19 protein-coding genes are annotated in these 17,622 nt (G+C 49.0%); 11 read left to right on the top strand and 8 right to left on the bottom strand.

Annotated elements, in window-relative coordinates; genetic code table 11:
• Positions 1 to 29: 29 nt before the first annotated feature.
• A complete protein-coding gene (locus tag ABT58_RS04095; RefSeq protein WP_047873104.1) occupies positions 30 to 401 on the top strand; it encodes a YybH family protein in 372 nt (123 codons plus the stop codon).
• A 179-nt stretch (positions 402 to 580) separates the two neighbouring features.
• Here the strand turns inward: ABT58_RS04095 and ABT58_RS04100 are convergent, their stop codons facing one another.
• The 7 genes from ABT58_RS04100 to ABT58_RS04130 all read right to left on the bottom strand — a co-directional run bounded on the left by ABT58_RS04100 (position 581) and on the right by ABT58_RS04130 (position 6,826).
• Complete coding sequence (locus ABT58_RS04100) at positions 581 to 1,729, bottom strand: S-(hydroxymethyl)glutathione dehydrogenase/class III alcohol dehydrogenase (RefSeq protein ID WP_047873105.1); 1,149 nt, start codon at positions 1,727 to 1,729, stop codon at positions 581 to 583.
• A 361-nt stretch (positions 1,730 to 2,090) separates the two neighbouring features.
• Entirely contained in the window at positions 2,091 to 2,855 is a 765-nt protein-coding gene (locus ABT58_RS04105; protein WP_047873106.1) for a heme ABC transporter ATP-binding protein, read from the bottom strand.
• A complete protein-coding gene (locus ABT58_RS04110; protein ID WP_047873568.1) occupies positions 2,855 to 3,910 on the bottom strand; it encodes a FecCD family ABC transporter permease in 1,056 nt (351 codons plus the stop codon). Before ABT58_RS04110 ends, ABT58_RS04105 begins: the two co-directional genes overlap by 1 nt.
• Before the next feature lie 15 nt (positions 3,911 to 3,925).
• Positions 3,926 to 4,846: a heme/hemin ABC transporter substrate-binding protein gene (locus tag ABT58_RS04115; RefSeq protein WP_082210949.1), complete on the bottom strand. Its 921-nt coding sequence runs from the start codon at positions 4,844 to 4,846 to the stop codon at positions 3,926 to 3,928.
• A gap of 2 nt (positions 4,847 to 4,848) precedes the next feature.
• The gene (locus tag ABT58_RS04120; RefSeq protein WP_047873107.1) at positions 4,849 to 5,265 is read right to left on the bottom strand and encodes an ExbD/TolR family protein; all 417 of its coding nucleotides are present in this window, start codon (positions 5,263 to 5,265) and stop codon (positions 4,849 to 4,851) included.
• Complete coding sequence (locus ABT58_RS04125; RefSeq protein ID WP_082210950.1) at positions 5,262 to 6,035, bottom strand: MotA/TolQ/ExbB proton channel family protein; 774 nt, start codon at positions 6,033 to 6,035, stop codon at positions 5,262 to 5,264. The genes ABT58_RS04120 and ABT58_RS04125 overlap by 4 nt, the downstream gene beginning before the upstream one ends.
• A gap of 2 nt (positions 6,036 to 6,037) precedes the next feature.
• Complete coding sequence (locus ABT58_RS04130; protein ID WP_047873108.1) at positions 6,038 to 6,826, bottom strand: energy transducer TonB; 789 nt, start codon at positions 6,824 to 6,826, stop codon at positions 6,038 to 6,040.
• A 179-nt stretch (positions 6,827 to 7,005) separates the two neighbouring features.
• On the opposite strand from ABT58_RS04130, the gene hutW reads away from it, so the two are divergent.
• The 10 genes from hutW to ABT58_RS04175 all read left to right on the top strand — a co-directional run bounded on the left by hutW (position 7,006) and on the right by ABT58_RS04175 (position 16,833).
• Positions 7,006 to 8,370 (top strand): heme anaerobic degradation radical SAM methyltransferase ChuW/HutW, encoded by a 1,365-nt coding sequence (gene hutW, locus ABT58_RS04135; protein WP_047873109.1) that lies wholly within the window; start codon positions 7,006 to 7,008, stop codon positions 8,368 to 8,370.
• A 60-nt stretch (positions 8,371 to 8,430) separates the two neighbouring features.
• The gene (hutX, locus tag ABT58_RS04140; RefSeq protein ID WP_047873110.1) at positions 8,431 to 8,955 is read left to right on the top strand and encodes a heme utilization cystosolic carrier protein HutX; all 525 of its coding nucleotides are present in this window, start codon (positions 8,431 to 8,433) and stop codon (positions 8,953 to 8,955) included.
• Positions 8,952 to 9,488, top strand: coding sequence for a heme utilization protein HutZ (gene hutZ / locus ABT58_RS04145; RefSeq protein WP_047873111.1), 537 nt, complete (start codon positions 8,952 to 8,954; stop codon positions 9,486 to 9,488). Before hutX ends, hutZ begins: the two co-directional genes overlap by 4 nt.
• Before the next feature lie 400 nt (positions 9,489 to 9,888).
• Entirely contained in the window at positions 9,889 to 12,078 is a 2,190-nt protein-coding gene (locus ABT58_RS04150) for a TonB-dependent hemoglobin/transferrin/lactoferrin family receptor (protein ID WP_047873571.1), read from the top strand.
• A 288-nt stretch (positions 12,079 to 12,366) separates the two neighbouring features.
• Positions 12,367 to 13,236 (top strand): AraC family transcriptional regulator, encoded by an 870-nt coding sequence (locus ABT58_RS04155; RefSeq protein WP_047873112.1) that lies wholly within the window; start codon positions 12,367 to 12,369, stop codon positions 13,234 to 13,236.
• Between the two features lie 573 nt (positions 13,237 to 13,809).
• Positions 13,810 to 13,971: a DUF2256 domain-containing protein gene (locus ABT58_RS23665; RefSeq protein ID WP_082210995.1), complete on the top strand. Its 162-nt coding sequence runs from the start codon at positions 13,810 to 13,812 to the stop codon at positions 13,969 to 13,971.
• 143 nt (positions 13,972 to 14,114) lie between these two features.
• Positions 14,115 to 14,528 (top strand): alternative ribosome rescue aminoacyl-tRNA hydrolase ArfB, encoded by a 414-nt coding sequence (arfB, locus tag ABT58_RS04160; RefSeq protein ID WP_047873113.1) that lies wholly within the window; start codon positions 14,115 to 14,117, stop codon positions 14,526 to 14,528.
• A gap of 121 nt (positions 14,529 to 14,649) precedes the next feature.
• Entirely contained in the window at positions 14,650 to 15,090 is a 441-nt protein-coding gene (locus ABT58_RS04165; RefSeq protein WP_047873114.1) for a hypothetical protein, read from the top strand.
• Between the two features lie 115 nt (positions 15,091 to 15,205).
• Entirely contained in the window at positions 15,206 to 16,102 is an 897-nt protein-coding gene (locus ABT58_RS04170) for an aspartoacylase (protein ID WP_047873115.1), read from the top strand.
• A 275-nt stretch (positions 16,103 to 16,377) separates the two neighbouring features.
• Complete coding sequence (locus ABT58_RS04175; protein ID WP_047873572.1) at positions 16,378 to 16,833, top strand: DUF302 domain-containing protein; 456 nt, start codon at positions 16,378 to 16,380, stop codon at positions 16,831 to 16,833.
• A gap of 20 nt (positions 16,834 to 16,853) precedes the next feature.
• On the opposite strand, the gene ABT58_RS04180 is transcribed toward ABT58_RS04175, so the two are convergent.
• Complete coding sequence (locus ABT58_RS04180; RefSeq protein ID WP_047873116.1) at positions 16,854 to 17,588, bottom strand: glutamine amidotransferase-related protein; 735 nt, start codon at positions 17,586 to 17,588, stop codon at positions 16,854 to 16,856.
• Between the last annotated feature and the right edge of the window lie 34 nt (positions 17,589 to 17,622).

The following is a 17,622-nucleotide window of genomic DNA, read 5'->3' on the forward strand; positions in this document are numbered from 1 at the left end:
CTCTTTATTGTTGATTTAAGGAAAACATCATGAGTGTCTCTGTACTTGAAGCGTGTCAGGCGGGTATTGCTGCATGGCAAATGGCGTTTAACCAACAAGATGCGAAAGGCTGTGCGGCGCAGTACGATGAAAATTGCGTGATGCATGCGCGCCCGTTTGGGACGTTTACAGGGCGTGAGGCCATCGAGGGTTTTTGGCAGAACATCATGGATCAGGGGTTTGCAGATGTGGATTACACTGAGGTTACATGGACGCCGGAAGGCGAAGAGGGTTATATTCTGACGGCGGCCTGGACCATGAATAAGGCCTTTGGCGTGGTGCACCGTGAGCATTGGGTGGTACAGCCCGATGGTCAAGCCCGTTTGATCAGCGATGACTTTGAAGTGCAGGGCGAACGCTAAGTTTACTTGCCATGTTAACGGCATAAAAAAGCGCCGCGACAGACTGTGAGTACAGCTTTGTCGCGGCGCTTTTTGTTTTGCGTGTTATCGTCAGTGTGAAGCGGTCATCAGGGGATGACCACAACACTTTTTATTGTCTGACGTGATTGACGCATTACCGGCTGAAAGAGACAGGCGGCTTATTTATCCATGTGCAGTACAGTACGGATAGATTCACCTTTGTGCATTAATTCAAAGGCTTCGTTCACGTCTTGCAGACCCATGGTGTGTGTGATGAACTCTTGTAGACCGAATTCACCCGCCATGTAACGCTCAACGATTTCTGGTAGCTCAGAGCGACCTTTTACACCACCGAATGCAGAACCACGCCATACACGACCGGTTACTAGCTGGAATGGACGGGTTGAGATCTCTTGACCGGCACCGGCAACACCGATGATTACAGACTCACCCCAGCCTTTGTGGCAGCACTCTAGAGCTTGACGCATTACGTTCACGTTACCGATACACTCGAAAGAGTACTCAACGCCGCCGTCAGTCATTTCAACGATCACGTCTTGGATAGGTTTGTCGAATTTCATTGGGTTGATGCAGTCAGTGGCACCCAGTTGTTTCGCCAACTCAAATTTGCTTTCGTTAATATCCACACCGATGATGCGGTTAGCACCTGCCATACGAGCACCGATGATAGCAGACAGACCGATACCACCCAGGCCGAATACAGCTACGTTGTCGCCTTTCTCTACTTTCGCAGTGTTCAGTACCGCACCCATACCAGTGGTTACACCACAACCTAGCAGACACACTTCTTCAAGAGGGGCAGCTTTGTTCACTTTAGCCAGTGAGATTTCTGGCAGTACCGTGTACTCAGAGAACGTTGAACAACCCATGTAGTGGAAAATGGTTTCACCGTTGATTGAGAAGCGGCTTGTGCCATCAGGCATTAGGCCTTTACCTTGTGTTTCACGCACTGCCTGACATAGGTTTGTTTTGCCAGATTTACAGAACTTACACTCACCACATTCTGCGGTGTAAAGTGGGATAACGTGGTCGCCAACTTCTACGCTTGTTACGCCTTCGCCAACCATTTCAACGATACCGCCGCCTTCGTGACCAAGGATTGAAGGGAAGATACCTTCTGGATCGTCACCTGAAAGTGTGAATGCGTCAGTGTGACAAACACCAGTTGCAACGATGCGTACTAGCACTTCACCGGCTTTAGGAAGTTGTACATCCACTTCTTCCATTTTAAGTGGTTCGCCCGCAGCCCATGCAACCATTGCTTTAGATTTGATGTGAGTTTGACCTGGTTTAATTTCAAGTGCCATTGGATGAGTTTCCTTATCAGTTTAATTTGCGACAACAAGTGCGAATCGCATTGTGAATATGGATGCATCACAAGCGTAGTTGAGTCTTTGTTGACTTGCTGTATCGCCGTGTCGTTTTGTTGGTGCCAGTATAGGGCGTGGAGAAAATTTGATAATCCCCCTAATTTGGAAATGATTATTACCATTTCGTAATAATCAGCCCAGCCTCCGAGAACCTCATAAGCCAAGAGGCTGAGGGAAAGAAACAGAAATAGACGAAGAGAGACAAAGAAGAGGGATAGATAAAGAAGGGAGATAATAAAAGACCCGCTCATCAGGCGGGTCTTAACGTGTAAGTCATGCGGCTAAGCAGGTATGTACCTTATGACATGACCACCGGGTAGGCTTCGGTCGGGTGAGGGATCACCTGCACCGGCCAGCCATAGACGTCCTCAATGGTATCAGCGACCAACACTTCTGCCGGTGTGCCATCTGCCACGATATGGCCGTGATTTAAGATCAGAATACGATCGGCATACTGCGCAGCCAGATTCAAATCATGGATCACTGCCACTACAGTTGCCCCTGCCTGCGCTTGGGCTTTGGCCAATTGCAGCGTTTTGTGCTGGTGGCCAATATCTAATGCGGAGGTCGGTTCATCCAGCAGTAAAATCGGTGGGCGGGAGGAGCCCGAAAGTTGAGTCAGAATACGCGCTAAATGGACACGCTGTTTCTCACCGCCCGACAAGCTGGGATAAAGGCGTTGCGCCAGATGGGCGACATCCGTCTTCTGCATATTCTCCTGCGCAATAGCGGCAATCTGTCGCTGTGGGGCACTGAGCGCAAGGCCACCCAGTTCGACCACTTCTGTCACGGTAAATGCAAACGTCAGTGAGCTCGATTGAGGCAGTACACCTAACGAGGCTGCCAGCTCAGCCGGTTTCCAGTCTTGTGCGGCTCTGCCGAAGAAGCGTAGGTTTCCTTGTGTCTCCCATTCCTGCGTGATGATTTTCAGCAAGCTACTTTTCCCGGTGCCATTCGGACCCAGAATAATGGTCAACTGACCGGCATGAAACGCGGTCGACACGTTATCCAGTAAGACTTTATTGCCCAGCTTGAGGGAAACATGATTGATTTCAATAGACATCAGGCTAAGCGACCTCGTTGTTTCAGCAGTAAGCTCAGGAAGAAGGGGGCACCAATGGCGGCAGTGATGATCCCAACCGGGATCTCAAGCGGCGCAACAACGGTGCGGGCGATCATGTCGGCCACCAGTAGGACAAACCCACCTAATACCAGTGAGACTGGCAGCAGTGAGCGGTGATCCGGGCCAATCAGCATGCGACCGATGTGTGGGATCACCAAGCCGATAAAACCAATCATGCCGGACAGGGCGACCGTAATACCGACACCCGCAGCGGTCAGCAAAATCAGGTTGCGCTTCAGGCGCTGTACATCAATGCCAAGGTGCCGTGCTTCCGCTTCACCCAGCAATAGAGCGTTTAATGCTTTCGCCTGACGCTGGTAGCAGACCGCTAAGATGGCCAATGAGACATACGCCAATACGATGGCATCCCAAGACGCGCCCGCCAGCGAGCCCATGGTCCACAGTGACAAGTCACGCAGGGCTTGATCGTCCGCAAAATAGTTAAGTAAGCCGAGCGCAGCGCCTGCCATGGCACCGAGCGCAACCCCCGCTAACAGCATGATCGTGACAGAGGTGCCTTGCTGGCTGGTGCCCAGATAGTAAATGGCAAAGGTCGCCACCGCACCGCCGATAAAAGCGAATACCGGCACGGTACCGAGTGTCAGTAAGACGGTGTTTTCAATCATGCCGCCGAACACCACGATGGCAATCGCTGCCCCGAGGGAAGCACCGGCCGACACGCCAATGATACCGGGATCAGCCAGTGGGTTACGGAATAACCCCTGCATGACCGTGCCACAAATTGCCAGAATGCCACCAATCGCAATGGCCAGCAGGGTACGCGGCAAGCGTACTTGCTGAATAATCACCGTCGCATAATTGGGTAATTCAACGTGAGACAACACATCCAGCGGCATCAAGGCTTTCATGCTTGCCATAAAGCCAATGTCCATCGGGCCTAAAGCAATGGAGCTGACCACCGCGACGTAAAGCAACATCGCCATCATTACCAGTAATAAGCGTACGGGTACGCGGCGGGTCATAATATCGTTCATCATGTTCGGTGTGTTCTACTTCGTATTGGCAACAGCCTGTGTATCAGTAAAGGCAGCATTGAGTGAGGTCGCTAAATCCAAGCTTGCCAGACCAAATCCGCCCAAAATAGCCGCACCTTGAATCGGTACGATGTTGCCGTTCTGCACGGCAGGCGTCGCGGCCAACAGTGGTTGTTGTGCCAGCACACCTTCGATGCCGTTTAGTTGATCCAACGTACGCTGAGAAATCAAAATGTAATCCGGCTGCATTTCTACAATGGCTTCTGAAGACAGCGGTTTATAGCTGGTGGTTGTGGCAGCGGCAGGGTTCACGCCGCCGGCTAGCTCAATCACGGTATTGACTGTCGTTTCATCACCGGCGACGGTCAGCGGACGGCCATCAGAAATCATCATGAACATGACCTTGGGTTTGTGCGCAGGGGCGGCTTCTTTGAGTTTTGTTACTTTCTGTGCGATGTCGGTTTTGATGGCTTCCCCTTTGGCCTCGGTATCAGTGAGATCCGCCAGCGTATCAACGCGCTGGTTAAAGTCGGTCAGGGTATTGCCGGTAGGCAGTGTCGTGATGGTGACGCCGCCAGATTGCAGTAATTTCAGCGTGGTATCCGGCCCCATGTCCGGCGAGCCAATCAAATGTGTGGGATTCAGGGCGAGCAAGCCTTCTGGTGTCAGCTGTCGGTGGTAGCCCACCACGGGAATATCACGACCGGCTAATGCATGACGACTGGTGAGATCCACCGCGACAACGTCTTTGTCTGCCCCTAAAGCGAACAGCAGTTCCGTGACGGTAGAGCCTGCACTGATAATGCGTGGTGTTTCTGCCATGGATAGCGGGCTGCATAATGTGGCCACCAGCAGGGCGGCAGTGGTGAACGTGTTTTTGACGACGTTTTTATACGCTTTGTGTTTATAGGTTTTGTTTGAGTGACGGTGTGACATGATTATTCTTCTTCCATAACAATATTGGTGGCATTGATGTTGTTACTTTGCAAAAAGGCCAACACCTTCAGCATGTTCTCAACACTGGCTTGTTTGTCTGCCGCAATGACAACGGGTTTATTCGGGTGGCTTTGACGGTTTTCCATGAAGGCCGCCGTAAAGCTTGCCCAATCAGGGTAAGGCGTTCCTTGCAGTGCCCATGACGCTTCACCGGCGAGAACGGTAATCGCGAGCATGTCCTCATCGGCAGGGCTGAGTACCTTGCTTTCTTCTGTCTGTGGTATCGCCACTTCCATCGTTTGGATTTGAATGTTGGCGGTGAGCAACAAAAACACCATCACGATAAAAATGATATCGAGCAGGGGCGTTAAATCGGGAACGAAGGAGGATTCATCGTTCGCTGGACGAGACTGAATCATGCGACGTTTTCCGTTGGGTTAAAGCGCGGCGCATCATTGGCGCTGTGCGTTTGGCAGTGTTTCGTTGCTTCAGTTGTGTGCTGGCTGGCACATGGCGTGGTACAGGTTTGCACCGGACAAATGCCGTTATCATTGAAAGACACACCCGCCAAATGCAGATTGAAGTGATTCAGAATGTACTCAATCTTTGCCAGTGTTTTATCCGCCCACAGAGAAAAGAGTTGTGAAGAGGCAATCGCTGGCAGGGCAATGAGCAAGCCCGCCGCTGTAGTCGCCATGGCCAGACCCAACCCATCGGCCAATTCCGCCGGAGAAATCGCCCCTTGGGTGGAAGACAGGCCTTTAAACATTTCAATCAGGCCTAGCACGGTACCCAACAGGCCGATCAACGGGCTGAGTACGCCAATAATATTGAGTAGCTTTAAGCCAGAAGTGAATTGGCGGCGCTTTTTCTGCAGCCAGATGCTGACTGCTTCTTCGCGCAGGGATTTGGTGAATTCACGGTGACCGATCAACATGCATAACCCTTGTGAGAGGGTATTTTTGTCATGCTGGTGGGCCGCAACGTACTGTTCTAATTGACTGTCATCTTTGAGAGAGAGTTGATCCAATTCACGTTGCAAGTTTCTACTGTTCGTCTTGCTGTTAAGGGCTACAAAGATAAGGCGTTCAATGATCAGCATCATCATCAGTACAGAAAGCAGTGTCAGTGGCCAGGTCATCAGGCCAAGCTGAGCGTGGATAGAGGAGAAAAATTCTAGGTTTAACATGATCAGTCCAAATTAAAACGAACAGGGATTTTCACGCGATGCGCCAAACGGGTACCGTTTTCCTGATAACCGTTAAAACGCCATTTCTTCACGGCCTTCATGGCCGCCTCATCAAGCACGGCATGGCCGGAGCTTTTTGCGATTTCAAGTCGGGTTTGCTCGCCTTTTTCATCAAGCCAGACTTCCAGCAACACATTGCCTTCCAGTCCTTTTCGCCTTGCTATGCGCGGGTAAGTCGGTTGTGTCGGTCGCACCTTAAACGTGGGGCGATCAATCAGTTTTGGTGCACTGTCCTTTGCCTGATTCATGTCCGCATTGGCCATAGGGTGTGGTGTCACCGGATTCGGGTTTTCACTGACAGGACGCTGAGGGCGCGGCTTCTTGATTGGTTCAACTACCTTTTTTTCCGTTTTTTTAACGGCTTGAGTGACCGGTGGCTTTACCGTTTTCGGCTTTGGCTCCGGTCTTGGCTCTGGTTTAGGTGTCGGCTTAGGCTTCGGTACGGCTTTTACCACCTTCTTGGGTGCCGGTTGTTTGACGTCGGGTTTAACCGGTTTCGGTGCAGGTGGCTGAGGCGTCGGCTGAACGACTTTTGGCTCAGGTTCAGGCTTCAGCTCAGGGGCAGGTGGTTCAGCCTGCGTTGCTCTGGCAACCAACTGAATAGCCACGCGTTGCCCGGTTTGCGTGTCCTCAACGGCAAAGATTTCTTGAACAGGTTGTTGGGCTGAAATCGCCAAACTGTGTAGTGCAATAGAAACGACACCACAAACTACGTACCGCCGAGTGTTCACACTCTCTCCTGCGTTGTGAAGTAATCAAAAGTGTGAGCATTATGCATGGGAATAGTAATGAGATCAATTATCAGTTGCATTCTCTTTTGTGATCGATATTATAGCAACGAATTGAAAACAGGCAGGAAAAAAACAAGGCCTGTTTATCTGTAGTAGAGATCGTAGAGGTTGTTCAGGCGATGAAGTTTGATTTACATGATGTAGAGCTGGTGGGACGAGATACGCCTGATCCGCTTCGTTTCGCATTCCAGCGCAAGAAAAGTGCCCATGCTGGCGGGATGACACGTCCCATTACTGGCGACGCCATTCAATCTTCGTTGCAAAAAGCCCATGCGCTAGTGCCCAGCGATACACATGCCCCACGCTGTTTGTATATCCATATCCCTTTTTGTCGTGTGCGTTGTACGTACTGCAACTTCTTCCAATACGCCTCCAGTAAATCACTGATTGATACCTATATGGAGGCACTGCGCGAAGAAATTCGCTGGAAAGCCGCTGAGGCCTGGACACAAGCGGCACCATTTCAAGCAGTCTACATTGGTGGCGGTACACCTACCGATCTCTCTGCAGGCCATATCCACGATTTAGTGTCAGATGTGCGCCGCCATTTCCCGTTGACGCCGGATTGTGAAACCACCCTTGAAGGGCGTGTTAACCGTTTTGGACTGGATAAGTTTGAAGCCGCGTTAGAAGCTGGCGTTAACCGTTTCTCGTTTGGTGTGCAAAGCTTTAATACTGATGTGCGTAAAAGTGCGAAACGCTTTGATGATCGTGACACCGTGCTGGAAACCATCAACCGTTTGGCGTCATACAACGCTGCGCCGATTGTACTGGATTTACTGTACGGCTTACCGCATCAAACATTAGAGATTTGGCAACAAGACTTGCATGACTATCTGGATTCCGGTGCTCACGGTGTCGACTTGTATCAATTGATTGAAATGCAGGGCTTGCCGATGGCGCGCATGGTTGAGCAAGGTAAGTTACCGCATCCTGCTGACACCCAGATGAAAGCAAGCATGTTTGAGATGGGCGTGGCCTTTATGGCGAAGCACCATCAGCGTCGTTTGAGTGTGAATCACTGGGCTTCTGATAACCGCGAACGCAGTATCTATAATTCATTAGCCAAGACCACGGCAGAGATCATGCCATTGGGGGCGGGTGCAGGCGGCAATATCAATGGCTGTCAGATGATGCAAAACCGCGATATGGACAGTTACATCGCGGCGATTAAGGCCAAGCAGCACCCCGTGACTATGCTGATGATGGCACCGGCAGATAAAGCGGTGTCTGCCATGATTAAGTCTGGGTTTGATGCCGGTGTGTTGTCGCAGCGTCAATTGGATCGCGTAGCAGGGGCAGGAATGTTCCAAGCATTAACGCCGTTATTCGCGGTATGGCAGAAAAACGGATTAGTGACCTTAGAGCAAGACGGCCAACACGGTTACCTGTCGCTGACACTCGCCGGGCAATTCTGGGCCGTGACGCTGGCACAAAACCTGATTGAAGTATTACAGAACAACAACACGACGATGGCCGCATAAGTTGAGTTTTCGTTGTGATGAATAATGAAGAAAGTAAGGCCGTTTAGGAGAAGCAAGAGCATGCAACCCACCATTACTGTTACCGAAGAAACGAAGGCACGTGTTGCCGCGTACCTGGCGGAAGATGAACATACCCCCGTGTCAAACATGGCCGACGCACTGAATTTAACGGAAGGGGAAATTACCCTGGCATTGCCAGAGACCATGGTCACTCATGCCGAAGGCACATTGGCACAAACGATTTTGGAAGCCATGCCAACATGGGGCAAGGTAACGACGATTGTCCATTCGGGTGGTTCGGTGTTTGAGTTCAAAGCGGATTTCCCGAAAGGTAAAGTGGCACACGGTTACTACAACTTGATGGGACGTGACGGCCAATTAAATGGTCACCTGCGTGTAGATTTGGTCTCGGACATTGCGTTTGTCAGCAAACCATTCCGTGGAACAGAAAGCCATTATATTGGCTTCTATGATCAGACGGGTCATTGTGTCTTTAAAATTTATTTGGGTCGTGACAAAAAACGCCAATTATTCCCAGAACAAATTGCACTGTTTAATGACATGAAAAAGGAACTGGCACAATGATGGATAAAGCAGAACGCCTACAAAACCGATTAGGGCCAGAAATTCAAGAGTTTCGTGATGCACGAAAAACATTGCAATTAGGAACAGTCGATAAAGACGGGAAACCTCACACCAGTTATGCCCCTTTCGCTTTCTCTGAGCAGGGATATTATATTTTGGTGAGTGACTTGGCTCAGCACGGTCGTAATTTAAAAGCGTGTAAAGCGGTTTCTATTATGATGATTGAAGATGAAAGCGAAGCGCGCACTATTTTCGCTCGTCGTCGCCTGTCTTTTGATACGCAAGCGGAACTGGTTGACCGTGATTCGGAACATTGGAAAACCGCCATCGATGTGATGGAAACCCGCCTTGGAGAGATGATTGGTAACCTGAGCCAATTGGGTGATTTTCACCTGTATCGCTTAAACCCGGTCATTGGCCGTTATGTAAAAGGTTTTGGCCAAGCTTTTGATGTAACCGGTGAAGATCTGCTTTCTGTCGTGCACTTAGATGAAGGGCACGTACAAAATATGAAAGCGCATCAAAACGGATAATCAGACAACATTGATTCATTTATGACAGCATAAACGATGTGCACTCGCCATAATGGTTGGCGAGTGCATTGTGCTGCGCGACATAGCTTACAAATAATATGAATAATAAAGTGTCATTGGTGAAGATATATTAAGGTGAAACGTTACTCTTATATTTTGAGTGTTGGTGCCATCATCAAGCAATATATCGGTAATGCCCTGTGTGACATGTTTTACCAAAAGCTATTTTTACGTATTGCTTATTCTTTCTGTCATGGTAAGCGTGCAGAGGAGAAAACGAGATGAGTAAGAACGACTTTTAGTAAAAACCATTTACCCCGCTTTATATTAATAACAGGAAAGTGAGCGCTGTTTCCAGCGTAATGGCATCGCTATGCCTAAACACAAGAGTGAATATATGATGACAATCAAAAAAAATAAACTGGCGTTGTTGGTGGGTCTACTCTGCTCTGGCAGTGCAGTGGCTCAGGATGTTTATACCTTTGATGAAGTTGTTGTCTCGGCAACCCGAAGCGAACAGAGTGTGCGTGACGTTGCCGCTTCCGTGGATGTGGTCACCAGCGACGACATTGACAATGATCTGGCCCAGAACTTGAAACAAGCGGTGGAGGCAGAGCCAGGTGTGTCTATGTCAGGCAATGGCCGCTTTGGTTTGAGTGGTTTTAATATCCGTGGTCGTGACGAGAACTACGTAAAAACCATTGTGGATGGCGTAGAAATGCCGGGTACTTACAACCCAGGTGCAGACGTGATGCGCAAATACAACAACACGTTTGAAACCGACACCTTGCAGCGTATTGAAATCAACAAAGGCCCGATCTCCAGCCTGTACGGCAGTGACGCACTGGCCGGTGCGGTGATCATGCGTACCAAGAATCCGTCGGATCTGTTGGCGAAAGAAGGGGATGATACCCACGCGAGCATCAAGACCGGTTATTACAGTGTGGACGATAGTTTCAAGAGCACAGCAACGGTGGCGAACCGTACGGGTGATCTGGAAACCTTGTTGATGTACACCTACCGTCAAGGCCATGAGACCAAGACTTACGGTGGCCCGGATATTACCGGTGAAGATCGTGGTGCGGCAGATCCGTTAGATTTTGATTCCAATAACATTCTTGCGAAAGCTTTTTATCAAATCAACGATGCGCACCGTGTTGGCATTTCTATTGAATCCTTTAACCGTGATCAAGATGTGACGCGTTTGTCGGATGAAGGCGACACCATCAACATGGGGCCAACGGTGTATGAGTATTCCGATACCCGAGCGGAAGATGCAGACAAACGCCAACGTTACAGTTTTGAGCACGAGTGGCAGGCCAATAACGCGGCTTTCGATAAACTGGATTGGCGTGTCGCTTACCTGAAAACCGAATCAAATCACGATAATCTGGATAATCTGACCATCAAGAAAAATGGCTCGGTTTTCAGTTCGCAAAACCGTAACCGTCAGCGTAATGGTCAGGATGAATCCTGGCAGGCTGATGTTCAGTTCAACAAAGCCTTTGAGCTGGAAAACAGTTACCACGAAGTGGTGTATGGCGTGAACTACGTCACCAATGAGTTCACACTGGATTACCGCAATATTGACCGTGATACGGGGGTAGCGACGGATGCGTCTCCAGAAGTGCCAAACGCGGAATCGGAAAAGTGGGGCATCTTCGTTCAGGATCAGATGTTCCTGATGGATGAAGCACTGGTCTTGAACGCCGGTCTGCGTTACGACGCGTTCCGCTCGAAACCAAAAGGCGACAGTGACTATGAAGAAGGCAAGAATGATGCACTCACAGGTCGTTTGGGGGCGGTGTACCATTGGAACGAGACCTACAGTACGTTTGCGCAGGTGAGCCAAGGCTTTAAAGCGCCGACATTGCAAGACTTGTACTACTTCTACGATCAGGGGGTGACATTTATTCCTAACCCGGATCTGGAAGCGGAAGAAAGCACCTCGTATGAAGCGGGTCTGCGTATCAATAACGCATATGGTCGTGTGGCGATGTCGGTGTTCTACAACGACTACAAAAACTTCATTGAAGATCGCATGATTGAAGGTGAAGATCCTAGCGATCCATCCAGCAAAGAAGTGTGGACAACACAGAACATTAACCGCGCTGAAATTTACGGGGCGGAAGTGTCTGCACAGGTGGATCTGGCGACGCTCGCGGGCGCACCGGTGGGTATGTACTCTGACATGAGCCTGGCGTACGCCAAAGGGAAAGACAAAGATACCGGTGATGCTATTGATACCGTTGCACCGCTGACGGCGTACGTGGCGGTGGGTTATGCCAACGTGGATGACAGTTACGGCGGTAAAGTGTCAATGAAAGCGGTGGCAGGCAAATCCGGCGATGACTGGAGCAACGCTAACGGCATTGATAATGTAAAAGCGCCGGGTTATGCCGTGACAGATGTGACAGCTTACTACCGTCCAATGAAGGATTTGACCGTGCGTGCTGGCCTGTTCAATGCCTTTGATGTGAAGTACTGGGATTACAATGATGTTGCTGGTTTTGACAAAGACAAGAGCGGTTTAGATCGCCGTACACAACCAGGCCGTAACTGGGGTCTGGAAGCAGAATACGCGTTCTAAATACAGAGATGATTCAGTAAAGAGAAAACACCTCGGTTTACCGGGGTGTTTTTGTATCTTGTCGTAAACTTGATGATACATACTCAAGTGATATAGAAATGTGCGCAAGAGATTCAGATATATTGAATTCATGCCTTATATATGCATTTTTGGAGGGATTTTATAGCGGCTTGTCCATATAATTTAGCTGTTTTGTATGCAGTGACTGCGTGCTTTTCTGTTGAATTAATAGAAAAAACTATTAAAAACAGAAGGATAATCTCGTCATTGTTCATAGAGTGATGGCCCATGAAATATGATCAACTGATATCTGAACAACATATCACCCTGAAAGAATTCTATATCGATGAGAGTTTACTGGTTCGTGTGCAAAACGGCCGGGGGGTAGTCTCGATCAATGGGGACGAGATTGAGATTGGCGAAGATGTGTTGTTCATAGTGCCAAACTACAGCTATGTCTCTTGCAATATCTCAGCGACGTCTCAGCCTTTGCTTATTCAAAAAGTCATGGTTGATGAAGAAGTGCTGTCCGAACTGCTGCGCAGTATCCAATATATTGCTAAAAACAGCGCGCAAAACCAGCGTGAGCGTATCTATGCGCTGAATACGCCTGAAAGCGTGCGTCAGCAATTTCAATTGATTCAGCAGGTGCTACCACACTTACCGCAGCAGTCGCTGGAATCGGTGTTTCTGAATCAAAGCCTGTATTTCATTTTGAAAGCCATCGCAGAGCAGGGGATCGATCTGTATAACACCTTGCGTTATAACTACGATGAGCCGAAAGAGCGCACTATTGCCCGCATTATCATGCAGGAGCCACAGAACAAGTGGACCATGTCTGAAGTGGCTAACCGCTTGTTTACGACCCCGTCGACATTGCGTCGCCACTTGTCAAAAGAAGGGATCTCATTCAGCCAGTTGGTCTTGGACGTCAGGATGGGGGTCGCATTGAATTACCTGACGTTTTCAAACTATTCGGTGCTGCAAGTGAGCCACCGTTCGGGCTTTGGCAGTTCAGCGTATTTTTGTGATGTGTTTAAACGTAAATATGGCATCACACCCATGCAGTTCCGTACCAAATCACGTTCAGAAAACAGCTTATTGATTGGTCAGGATAGCGAACAAGCCCCAGAAGCGTTTACCGTCAGCGAATCTTAAGCGGTAGCATGCGCAATCTCGCCTTTGCCTTCGTTTTGCGAGGGTGTAGCGACACAGTCAGTACCTTTAAGTGATACCCGTAATAGATACCTGTCTTAGCGTTTTTGGCGTAAAGGCAGGTTCATTGCCTTCTTTCCTCTATCATCCATCAGGCAACAAAAATGCTGCCTCGTTCTCAAATTTCATCCGTATTTTCTTTTTTGGATCAGAGAGTGATCTGCCTCTTATTCAGCCCTTTGTCAGCAATGTTAAAGTGGTGTTGCATTTAAGCGTTGGTGTTCCTGTTTTCTGTTCAAGATTTGCGTTAAAGGTGTTGCCATGTCGGTAACGCGTCGGGTGTGCAATGGGAGGTTCGTATGTTGTTATCGTGCTTTCTTCATAAACTCAAAGTCTGTCTGCTGTTTAGCTTCTATGCCGTCATGGGTGTGGGACTCTGGCTGTTGCTGATGGCGCAGATTTTTAAACTCGGATAAGTGTTCTCACGCCCATCTCTGTGTGAGTAGTGAACGTGCGGTGCTTTACTGACGTATGAAGAGTCAATCAAAAACTCTGCATGCGCGGGAGGCATCTGCCATGAATAAAACACACCTACCACAAAAAGTGTGTGTCGTCTGTTTGCGCCCTTTTACATGGCGTAAGAAGTGGGCGGCTTGTTGGGAGCAGGTAAAATATTGCTCTGCACACTGTCGTCGGCAACGGACTGCTAAACGTTGTGATTTCTCTGTGCTTCCTTGAGCCGCCTATTGATCTTCTGGATCGACACAATGCGATCTTTGGCTTTTGTATACGGGTCGCAGTATGTGATAGGGAATGAGGGGCGTGCGCGATTTGCCAATCACAGGGTATACTCTGCACATCCATTTAAGTGTTGAGGTACCATGTTAACCATTTCTAATTCCGTACAACTGGCTGATTGGGAAATTGAACTGACGGCGATCCGCGCACAAGGTGCCGGTGGTCAGAATGTGAATAAAGTGTCCAGTGCCATCCATCTGCGTTTTGATATCCATCGTTCAACGTTGCCGCCATTTTACAAAGAGCGCTTACTGGCGTTATCTGACAGTCGTATCACCAAAGAAGGCGTGATCATCATTAAAGCGCAGCAATTTCGTACCCAAGAGCAGAACCGTGAAGATGCGCTGCAGCGTTTGGCGGAGTTCATTCGTGGGGCGGTAGTGCAACAACGTGCCCGTCATGCCACCAAGCCGACTCGCGCCTCACAGCGTCGTCGCATGGATAAAAAATCGCAGCGAGGTCAAACAAAAGCCTTGCGTGGTAAGGTCAACTTTTGAAGCCGGTAGCATTATCGTGACCTTCTCTGACTATCGCTAGATTTATCCTCTTCCTGCCTCTACATTACTCTTCATCTGCAGGTACTTACGCCTGTATTGTCTGATTGTAGGGAGCGAATCAATGGCAAAAAAAACACAGCAACTGTTGCAACTGTTTTATCGTGAGTCGGCGCGTGTTCGGTTATTAGCGTTAGACGCCTTACCGCAACCCGAAGCGGAAGAGCAGCAGGCGCTGAATCAGTGGTTAGCCACCAAGCGCAATTTTCAGCGTAATGAAGTGGCGTCACAGCGCTGGATCAAAACCTGTAGTGCTGGTTACATCACTGAGTTGATTTTGCACCCCAATGGCACATTGGAAGAATTTACCCTGTTCAAGCGAGAGAAAACCCACGGTGAATGGCAGCTGGTGGACGGTTTGATTGAGCTATATATCGAAAAAGGGGACAACACCTATCGTTGTGCCGTTGTCGCCAATCAAGGCAGCAGTATTCATTCCGCGATTGAATACAAAAACGGTGAGCTGCATGCTTACCTGAAATTGGCACAGATGCGTCCGGCATAGCCACGGACTGTGTTATTTATATCGTCAACTTTGCTGTTTTTGCTGGAAAAACACGCATGAAACTGGTATTCGTTGGGTAAAACTTTCTCATCATCATACAGAGTGAGCCCAAATTGTGACTACAAGGACGAAGCGCATCAATAACGTCGCCATTGTTGGCGGTACCCACGGCAATGAATTCAGCGGTATTTACCTGCTACGCAAATGGCAGCAGCAGGCGAGCGATATCACCCGTGGCAGTTTTTCCACCCAGACGGTATTTGCCAACCCTCAGGCGTTTGAAGCGAACAAACGCTACCTCGATTGTGATATGAATCGCCAGTTTGGTCTTGACGATCTGGCGAATCCTGATCTGGCGAATTATGAGCAAAGCCGCGCCAAAGCCATCAACGCGCAGTTGGGGCCAAAAGGCGATGCTAAAACAGATTTCATTATCGACCTGCATAACACCACCAGCAACATGGGGGCTTCTCTGATCTTGTTGCGTCAGGATACCTTTAACCGCCAATTAGGGGCGTATGTGAAAGCCAATATGGCGGACGCTATTGTGGTATTGGAAGATCAGGTTTCTATGACTGAACACCATTTCTTGTGCTCTATCGCCGATCAGGGCGTGATCGTGGAAGTGGGGCCGCAGCCGCAATCTGTGATCCGTCAGGATGTACTGGATTGGATGGATGAAATGACCAAGCACATCTTGGATTTCATTGATTTATTCAATCGCAATGAGGTGCCAGCACTGCCTGCTACATTTGAAGCCTTTAAATACCATGAAACGCTGAAGTTGCCAGAGAGCGAGCAAGGTGAGCGTATCGGCATGGTACACCGCAACGTACAAGATGCGGATTTCAAGGTACTGCGTCACGGTGATCCACTCTTTACTTTGTTTGATGGCACCGTGATTTACTGGGACGGTGATTACGAAGCCTATCCGCATTTTATTAATGAAGCGGCGTACTACGACAATAATCTCGCCATGTCGTTAGCGAAAAAAGTGACGGTGACGGTGTAAGCACATTCGACAGTAACTCGGCAATAATTTGCTTAATTTGAGCACGATAAGGCGCGGTATGTATATCGCGCTTTTTTTTTACGCCTGCATTTTGGAGGAATGTTGAGTCGGCGTCTTTGTCATGATCTACACTTTCAGCATTTGAAAGAGCAGGCGTGTCACGCATGTGTGCAAGTTGCGTAATGCATAGAGAAATGCTTAACGATGAGTGAATGATCCTGAGAATGGGGGGAATGATGCGAATAACGACAATCATGGTGGGATTGGGATTACTGATGAGTGCAGCGTGTTTTGCACAGTCTGAAGATGCCGTTGAAGCACAGCAACTGTTGCTTGCGAGTGATGGATTAGTACGTGTGAAAAGTGCCCTGAGTGTGAAGGACACCGCCAATAAGCTGGAAGCAATTCTGAAACAAAAAGGCATGAATGTTTTTGCGCGTATTGATCATGGCGGAGCCGCAAATCAGATCGATGTTCCATTACGTCCCACAGAATTAGTGATTTTCGGTAACCCGAAAGTAGGTTCGCCATTAATGGCTTGTAAGCAGCAAGTTGGCATCGATTTACCACAAAAAATGTTGATCAGTGAGTCAGCAAATGGTGATGTTTGGTTGACGTATAACGATCCTGTTTATTTGTTCTCTCGCCATAATATTTCAGGCTGTGACACATTGCTGGGGAAAATCACGCAAGCATTGAAGAACATTGCAACGGCTGCCACACACAAGTAAGTCCCTTTTTCAGCGTGTAGTTAGTCTTGCACCCTCAGCAATCGCGACTTGATAAAGCTGATGATGACCTGAGCAATATCAAGATGATGCGTATGTGCCAAAAGAGAATTCAGCGCGTTATTGGCAGTTTTCTCTGGGTACAGTGCACGGCGTAACGTGATGAGATCTTGACTGTAGTGTGTGGTAAATTCCGGGTGGCCTTGAATCCCTAAACAGTAGTCACCCACGAGCATCATGGCGTTAGGACAAAAAGGACTACCGGCTAAAATGGTGGCATGAGGGGGCAATGTTAGCACTTGATCTTGATGGCTAACCACCAGAGCATATTTATCCAGCGCTTCAGGGAGCCAACTGTGTTGAAGCGCTTCATGGGCATTGAACGTGGCTTGATGTACGCCGATGCCCCATCCTTTGTCTGAGCGAGTGACATCCCCACCAAGTGCCCACGCCAGCATTTGATGCCCGAAGCAAATGCCCACCAATGGAATATGCTGTTGAGAGAGACGCTGCACAAACGCGGTCAGGGTAACAATCCAGCGGGTATTGTCATAAACACTGAAACGGCTGCCGCCAATCAGGTATCCATCACATTCATCGAGCGATTCCGGGTATTGCCCATCAATGACCCGATAAAAGCGCAGCTGCACACGGGTATCGACTTGTTCAAACAGCTGGGTAAACATCTCAGGGTAGTTACCATGGTCGGTTTGTAACGGTTCTCGCACATCATCACACAGTAAAATCCCCAGAATCATCGGCCTGTCTCTTTTGATTACCTCATCGCAATCT

It is taken from the genome of Photobacterium aphoticum (assembly GCF_001029435.1).
Classification (GTDB): Bacteria; Pseudomonadota; Gammaproteobacteria; order Enterobacterales; family Vibrionaceae; genus Photobacterium; species Photobacterium aphoticum.